Genomic DNA, 1294 nt, shown 5'->3' with positions numbered 1-1294 from the left:
GCAGCGCGGCCGCCCCCACGGGCAGCAGCGGACCCCACCGGCCGGTGCTGCCGCCCAAGGCGCCAAGCGCGCGCATCGCGGCCAGCATGTGCGCCGGCATGACCTGTTCCCACCCGCCGGCGGACGGCCCGCGACGGTCCAGCCACCAGGCCAGCGCCAGAAGCGGCACCAGACCCGCCAGCCACCACGGCCGCAGCAGCAGCGCGCCGGTCATTCCCGCCTCCGGATCGCGGCCAGCATCAGGCAGGCGACGCACAGCATCGCGGGCCAGATCCACAGCGACCGCCAATAGCGCAGCGGCGGCCGTTCGCCCGGGCTAGGCTCCAGCCGGTCCAGCGCCTGCGCCATCGCGGTCAGGTCGGCGGTGTCGCGCACGCGAAACAGCGCGCCCCCCGCGGTTTCGGCCACCGCGCGCAGGGTCGCCACGTCGACCGCGTCGCGGGCGGTGGGGCGGGTCTCCAGGTCCTCGGGGCCCAGGGCGATGGTGTGGATGCGCAGCCCGTGCGACGCCGCCAGGCGCGCCGCGTCCACCGCCAGCACGCTGCCCGAGGTGTCGACCCCGTCCGACAGCAGCACCACGACCCGGCCGGGTGACGTGCTGTCCTGCAGCCTGCGGATCGCCAGACCCAGGCCGTCGGCGATGGCCGTGCCGCGGCCCGACACGCCGATCTGCGCCTCGTCGATGGCCTGCACGACGGCGTTCAGATCGAAGGTCAGCGGCGCCGCGACATAGGCGCGTCCGCCGAAGATCACCAGGCCGATCCGGTCGCCCGTCCGGCTTTGCACAAAGGCGCGGGCCGTGCGCTTGACCGCGTCCAGGCGGCTGATGGGCTGACCGTCCAGGGTGAAATCGGCCTGTTCCATGCTGCCCGACAGGTCCAGTGCCAGGACGATGTCCCGCCCGCTGGCGGGAACCACCTGGGCCTGGCGTTCCACCTGCGGTCCCGCCAGGGCGATGACAAGCAGCACCCAGGCCGCGGCCGCCAGCCACGGGGCGCGGTGCAGCGGCGGCAGGCTGCCAGGCGTGGCATGGGGCAACAGGTGGTCGGGCACGTCCAGCGCGGCACGGGGCCGGACCACCGGCGGCAGAAGCCAGCGCAGCAACAGCGGCAGCGGCAGCAGCGCCAGCAGCCAGGGTGTGGCCAGGCTCATCTGCGCCACAGGCGGCGCAGGCGGGCGCCGCGGGTGATCGCCTCGATCCGGCGGTCGGACGGTGGCGGTGCCGCGCCATAGGCGGCCGGGCGCAGCGCCGCCGGCAGATGACCCAGCAGGCGGGCGATGGCCAGCAGGCGGT

The 1294-nt window shown here is 75.3% G+C and carries 1 protein-coding gene and 1 pseudogene; both read right to left on the bottom strand.

The window, feature by feature from the left end; genetic code table 11:
- Positions 1-214: pseudogene (locus tag TW83_RS18865) on the bottom strand (hypothetical protein); the annotation flags it as partial.
- Positions 211-1152 (bottom strand): VWA domain-containing protein, encoded by a 942-nt coding sequence (locus tag TW83_RS18860; protein WP_045984327.1) that lies wholly within the window; start codon positions 1150-1152, stop codon positions 211-213. The pseudogene TW83_RS18865 and the gene TW83_RS18860, both read right to left, overlap by 4 nt.
- Positions 1153-1294: the final 142 nt, after the last annotated feature.

The organism is Paracoccus sp. S4493, assembly GCF_000967735.1.
GTDB lineage: Bacteria > Pseudomonadota > Alphaproteobacteria > Rhodobacterales > Rhodobacteraceae > Paracoccus > Paracoccus marcusii.
This window is presented reverse-complemented; position numbering and strand designations above follow the sequence as displayed.

Bases quoted from the DNA above. Each gene is read 5' to 3' on its own strand.
- TW83_RS18860 (WP_045984327.1), bottom strand. From the start codon at position 1,152: ATGAGCCTGGCCACACCCTGGCTGCTGGCGCTGCTGCCGCTGCCGCTG.